The 5,460-nt window shown below is 57.7% G+C and carries 6 protein-coding genes and 1 pseudogene; 6 read left to right on the forward strand and 1 reads right to left on the reverse strand.

Features of this window, described 5'->3' with window-relative positions; all coding sequences use genetic code 11:
• Positions 1–179: 179 nt before the first annotated feature.
• The 6 genes from E5X88_RS33165 to E5X88_RS33190 all read left to right on the forward strand — a co-directional run bounded on the left by E5X88_RS33165 (position 180) and on the right by E5X88_RS33190 (position 4,133).
• The gene (locus E5X88_RS33165) at positions 180–1,139 is read left to right on the forward strand and encodes a hypothetical protein (protein WP_292168468.1); all 960 of its coding nucleotides are present in this window, start codon (positions 180–182) and stop codon (positions 1,137–1,139) included.
• A gap of 275 nt (positions 1,140–1,414) precedes the next feature.
• On the forward strand, positions 1,415–1,948 hold the full coding sequence (locus E5X88_RS33170; RefSeq protein WP_292168470.1) for a hypothetical protein: 534 nt from the start codon (positions 1,415–1,417) through the stop codon (positions 1,946–1,948).
• A 2-nt stretch (positions 1,949–1,950) separates the two neighbouring features.
• Positions 1,951–2,511, forward strand: coding sequence for a hypothetical protein (locus tag E5X88_RS33175; protein ID WP_292168471.1), 561 nt, complete (start codon positions 1,951–1,953; stop codon positions 2,509–2,511).
• Between the two features lie 155 nt (positions 2,512–2,666).
• Positions 2,667–3,188: an HK97 family phage prohead protease gene (locus E5X88_RS33180; protein WP_292168473.1), complete on the forward strand. Its 522-nt coding sequence runs from the start codon at positions 2,667–2,669 to the stop codon at positions 3,186–3,188.
• A 123-nt stretch (positions 3,189–3,311) separates the two neighbouring features.
• Positions 3,312–3,647, forward strand: a complete 336-nt coding sequence (locus E5X88_RS33185; RefSeq protein WP_292168474.1) for a P27 family phage terminase small subunit — start codon at positions 3,312–3,314, stop codon at positions 3,645–3,647.
• 255 nt (positions 3,648–3,902) lie between these two features.
• On the forward strand, positions 3,903–4,133 hold the full coding sequence (locus tag E5X88_RS33190; protein WP_292168475.1) for a hypothetical protein: 231 nt from the start codon (positions 3,903–3,905) through the stop codon (positions 4,131–4,133).
• Positions 4,134–4,154: 21 nt separating this feature from the next.
• Here E5X88_RS33190 and E5X88_RS33195 read toward each other — a convergent pair.
• Positions 4,155–5,460, reverse strand: a pseudogene (locus E5X88_RS33195) (hypothetical protein); the annotation flags it as partial.

A 5,460-nucleotide genomic window follows, 5' to 3' on the forward strand; every position in this document is an offset into this window, starting at 1 on the left:
GTTCTTCCACCCCCCCTTATACCCCCCGCAGGGTGGAACACCCTGGAAGGGGCTGGAACCCCTTCCGGTTTTCCACACCTACCACATCTAGCGTGTAGAGTTGAGTCTTTCGCGTCTCAAACCTATATTTAGTATACTTACGGCTCTGGCGGGCCGCTCTCAAAAACCTGGGGAACTTCATGGCCTTCATTACCGACAAAACATGGACTCCGTCCACGTACCGCAAAGCCTATGCCCTTTGGGCGGCCAATGCTCCGAAGCACGACGGCAAGATACTGCCAAGGGAGGCGAAGACAACGCGGGCGCGGCACGACAAGCTTTCAGGGAAGCTGAAAAGCCTTATGACCTGGAAGCGCGCCACTGAGCCAGACGATCCGCTTGCCACAAGTTGGTTGCGCTACGATTTGCATGCCGACAATGACAATAATTTTGACGAGCACGACGAGCCTTCGCCGCAACTTCTAGACACGGTCAGCGAAATCCGGCCAAACGAAAACGAACTTCGGCGCGAGTTCGAGCCGAAAGTCTGGAAGAAGAAGGACGTCGAATACCACCGTGGAGTTGCTATCGGAGGCGACGTCGAATGGGGCACCGCGATAGGCCCGATCCACGTGGCGAGCGAGACATCTGGAGAAAGGGCACCGCGCCGCACCTACCGTATTGTAAAGCGCATTCGTGGGCTTGAATTTAGCAACGGCGATCAGGTCGAGAGGTGCACCGTTCTGAAGTTCGACAAACCGGTGAGGGGCGAAGTCCCCATGCCCACCGGCTCGCTTGTCCGGTATCGGCAGGGAAAAACATGGCGGCGGCCCTCCGACGAGTTCCGTGGCGCAAAGGGCGAACCGCCAGAGATAGAGTCAACGGTCGGCATGGGTAATAATAACCCCGGCTCATTGCCTTGCCCCGATCCTATTATCGATCGCGAGTGGGCGGCAGACATCCGCAAGCTGGTCGGCAAGGACACGGCCAGCGTGCTGGACAAGGCGCTAGACGCTGCGAACTTCAAGGAGATCGGCATCGCGTTCGGCAGGCAAGGAAAGAACGCAGAACGTCATGGCAAGAAACTCGTTGTAGACGCTTGCGAGAAGCTCGACGCAATTCTTGCTGCGAATGATAATGGGTACAGAAAAGCTGCCTAGCGTGTCCCCTTTTTGCATTTCAATCCGATATAATATGAGGGGTAGGAAGCTACCCTAAACAGTTCGCGCAGGTTTCCTCCCCAGGTTACTGCGCCTCGCCAGTCAGCGTCGCCAGCGCACCGGCGCCCGCCATTGCGGCAGTTCCGCAGGCGGGAACATTTTGCGCACGTCTTTGCCAAACTGCGTGCGCCTACACCGTCCAGCCGTATCGGCTGCGGCGGTGTTTTTTTGTCCATCACATACGTAATTTCAAACGATGAAAGGAGCGCCAATGCATGGCTACGCTTAAAGCCTGCTTGACCTCGATCGAGCACTATCTTGGATTTCCAAAATCTCGCAGTATTACCATTTCTCGCCGCCTCCAAGAGCGTGGCGTAATTCCTGTCGGGGCGCCGGGCATCGCACCTAAACTCGATGCACATGATGTCGTGTCGCTGATTATCGCGCTCGCCGCCGATACGGCCCTTCACGAGGCGCCAGACGCTGTTACGCGATATCGCGCTCTTACGCCTGGCGGCATCGATCTTATTGGCGCACCCGCCAGCATTGATACTGCCGGCCGTGCCTTGGACATCATGGCCGACGTCGCGATTCACGGTAGCGCGGATCTGCTGCGCCGCGACCGGATCGAAGTCGTCAGTAATTGGCGTGAGGTGTCCATTCACGACGCCACCAGCGGTAACACCAAGCGCTTCGTTGCGCCGGGGGCTGATGCCTCGGCATGGCAGCACGCTGGACACCGCAAGAGTACCACTATTACCGGCAGCGCATTCGTGGACGCCGTGCGCGACATTTTTGGAAAGAAATAACGATGGCCATCCTCAAGAAATCAGAACCGTTCATCGTCCCGTCGCTTGCAGAGGCAAACTCGGTGTACGGCGAGCTACTTGCCAAGCGCATTGACCTAAACTCCGTCATGTCGGGCCGCGTCGCCGAGCAGCGCCGGCTCGAAAAAGAAATTGCCGCGGACACGAGCCGCGAGGTTCGGCCATCCATCGCCGCCCTTCTCGGCGACGCGCCCGGATCGAAGGCGCTGAACCGGAAGCGTCTGGCCGAAGTAAATTCCGAAATCAAGGACATTGAATCCGCAATGCGGATCCTCGAACAGCGAATTAAGGACGCGCACACTGCCGCAAATCGCGACGCGTGCGCCATCCTAAAGCCGGAATTTGATAAGCGCATTGCGGCAATGGTCAACGCTATGCGCGTCCTAGATGCCGCGCACCGGGACTTTGACGACCTTTGCGGCGCCGCGGAGGCTGAAGACATTAGAGTCGCCCACATCGCACCAAAGCCGTTCTTCCTCGGCGGTGCGCGCGAGGCCGATCGCCGTATTGCGGCCTACATAAGGGAGGCCGGCTATGCAGTCTGACGAGCGCGCGGAATACGCAGATAAGCGCCGCAAAGGCTCGGGTGCCCGCTTGGTGAAGTTGCCAGGCGATAGTGGCTACACCACCCGCAGCGAGGCCCCAGAGGTAATCGCAAAGCGCGTCAAGCTTGATGCCGCTGAGAAGAGGCATCGTAAGCATGGCGGTAAGTAACACCGTTAGCGGGTTTGCTGTCCGCTACAATGAACCAACAACAATCGGCCAAGCCTTCATTGAAAGGATCGCACCCGGTGCCTTTAAGGATCTGAGTGATGTCGTGTTTCTGTGGGGGCATGACGGAAACAGACCACTTGCACGCACCAAAAGCGGCACGTTGCAGCTGCGGGATGAAGGGCGGATGGGTCTATGGTTTTCAGCCGATCTGGATCCTGAAAATCCAGACGCAGCATTGGCTCTGTCGTCCATCGGTCGGCAAGACACTCACGGGATGAGCTTTGGCTTCTTGGTTCGGAAAGAGGTTTGGGCAGAACCAGACAGCTACGATGCGCTGCCCGAGCGAACCATATTGGAAGCTGACCTGTTCGAAGTGTCTGCGGTGGTTTGGCCGGCGTATTCGCAGTCGGACGTGAGTCGTAGTCGCGCCGAGCACAACGCCTCCGCCGCAGCCGCAGCCATCAGGCGCAAAGCGGAAGCGGCGCACAGGCTGCGCGGCATCAGGTAGGCATGGGGAGGGGGTGTGTCAGGGCTTGGCGCAGTACACCTGCCTGACCGGGCCGCCCCCACACTACGCATGCGCATTGCCCCGAATCGTTCTGAATTTCCCACTCAAATAGCGAGAAACCATATGTCGGAACACAAGATTCCGGCTCATTTGGAAGCGGCAACGCGCAAATGGGTTGCCGGAATTATCGCGGATTTTGACCTCGAGTCGTATCACTTCAAGATCCTCGTGAAGGCGGCCGAGGCGCACGACCGCGGCGAGGAAGCACGCAAGATTTTAAAGGCTGACGGCATCGTCATTACGGATCGCTTCGGCACCAAGAAGGCGCATCCGGCTGTCGCTATCGAGAGGGATGCGCGCGTTGCGTTTATGCGCGGCGTGCGTGAACTCGGCCTGGATATCGACACGGTAGAGGCTCCCCGCGCGCCGCGTACCCGTGATTACGGGAGTCGCGCCTAGTGCCAGTCCGACGGAGAAACGACAGACGCAAAGACGGCATGCCTGTCGACGCCCTGCGCCGCGTGTGGGTGCTGTGGCAACTGAAGGAACGCACACCTGCAGAGGAAGCTGAATGCGCTCGGCTCGAGGCCGAGTGCCACACGGCTGGCTTCGACCCGCTTCTAGCGTGGTGCAGCAGTCAACAATAAGGAAACACAAATGCCCGTTAGACGCAGGAAGGCAAAAGCCAGACCGGACGAGGCCAAGGCGTGGTTGATGTACATGATGAGCGGATTCGACTTTTTCAGCGAGCTTGTTGAAGCGGGAATTGTCGAAGACCGCCGTGAGGTTCCGCGCGAGTTGGCCGAGGAGACATGGCATCGCATCGGCCATGACTTGCTAGACTACATGGACGAATTTCATATCGGCTTCCGCCCGCCTGAGCGTCCGATTTGGGCCGAGCGGGAATTTGGACCGCCTGGCAAGCGTAAGCGGCGTGCGGCGTGATCCAGTTCACGGCATTGCATGCTATTCGTCGAGCTTGTGATCCTGCTCCAGTGTTTGGATTACCCATTCTATGTAAGAACGAAGCTCGGGTGAGTGGTTGAAAAAAGTCAATAAGTCTGCGGCATTGGCCCGCAATATCGGCACAACATTTCGGATAAATTCCATATTTGGATCCCCAGCCAGTGCGGACACTGTTACGGCGCCTCCGAGGACGCCAAGAATACTTAGTTCGCCAAACAGTATCTTCGTGGACGAAATAACGATATTTCTTACCGAGACATATGCCGAATATCCGGCTCGAGAACCACTCCATCCAAATTGCACGACATAATCGCGGACGGGCTCATTCGCACGGAGCGTTTCTTGTTCGATAATTCTGCTATTAGTGACAAAGCTCTCCAGAAGCGCGTTGCCTGGAACCTCGATCTCGCGGATTCGAGTAACATCGAGGAGGAACTCGTCCGATTTGCGCACTAGCTCGGCGCCCTCCTCAAATCCCATAATGAACGCGCCGTGAATTCTGGTAATGGCTTGTAGCGCAGCGGCAGTTTGGGGCTCAATCGGCTCCGCAAGCGTTAGCGCGATATTCTGCTCTCGATAGGCGTCTGCGAAACTCAACAATGAGGCGCCTACCGCGTAGATGGAGACCACGTCCAAGTTATTCGTTTCTGGCGCTATTAGTGCAGTGTATTCCCGAGCAGCCTTAACCAGTTCTGGAAACTTATTTTCCATCTTTGCGAACTGCGCCTCAGACTCTGCCAAAACGGCCCGTAAATTCCGATGCAGTGCGGCCTGCGCCTTCTCGCTAAAGTTTCCAAGGGGCACCGTGGTGCCAGCCAGCTTGCCTCCGCGCAATTCAAATCTAGGACCTTCAGTGATGGCCGGCTCGGGCGGCCTCTCACGAGCAGGTCGCTTTCGCCTGGTCCTTCTCGGGCTCCCTTGGGAAGGCCTGCCAAACCTAAATGCCGCTGCAGAATCTGCCTGAGATTGTGAGCTTATGGGTGCAACCTCAAGTGCGTCGGCAAGCGCAGCTTCTATGCTCTCGCCCGTATTCGCCGCATTGACGGCGGGTTCTGGGCTGGTCGTTGTTTGACTAGGCAGGTTCCGGTTGCGGTCGACGGAGAAGAGGATGTCCTCCAGTTCGGCCAGTGGATCGGATCCCGGTGCAGGCCTTGCATACTCCCGCTCGACAGTGGCAATGGCATCTTCCAAGGTCCGCTCATGCTGGGCAATGACCGACGGCGCCAGCGGCGGTGTTTTCTTGGCCAGCTGGTCTGCGATGGTGACGCGAGCTTTGTCATAGACTCTCGCGCGCACCTCCGGCGTC

Source organism: Mesorhizobium sp. (assembly GCF_004962245.1).
Classification (GTDB): domain Bacteria; phylum Pseudomonadota; class Alphaproteobacteria; order Rhizobiales; family Rhizobiaceae; genus Mesorhizobium.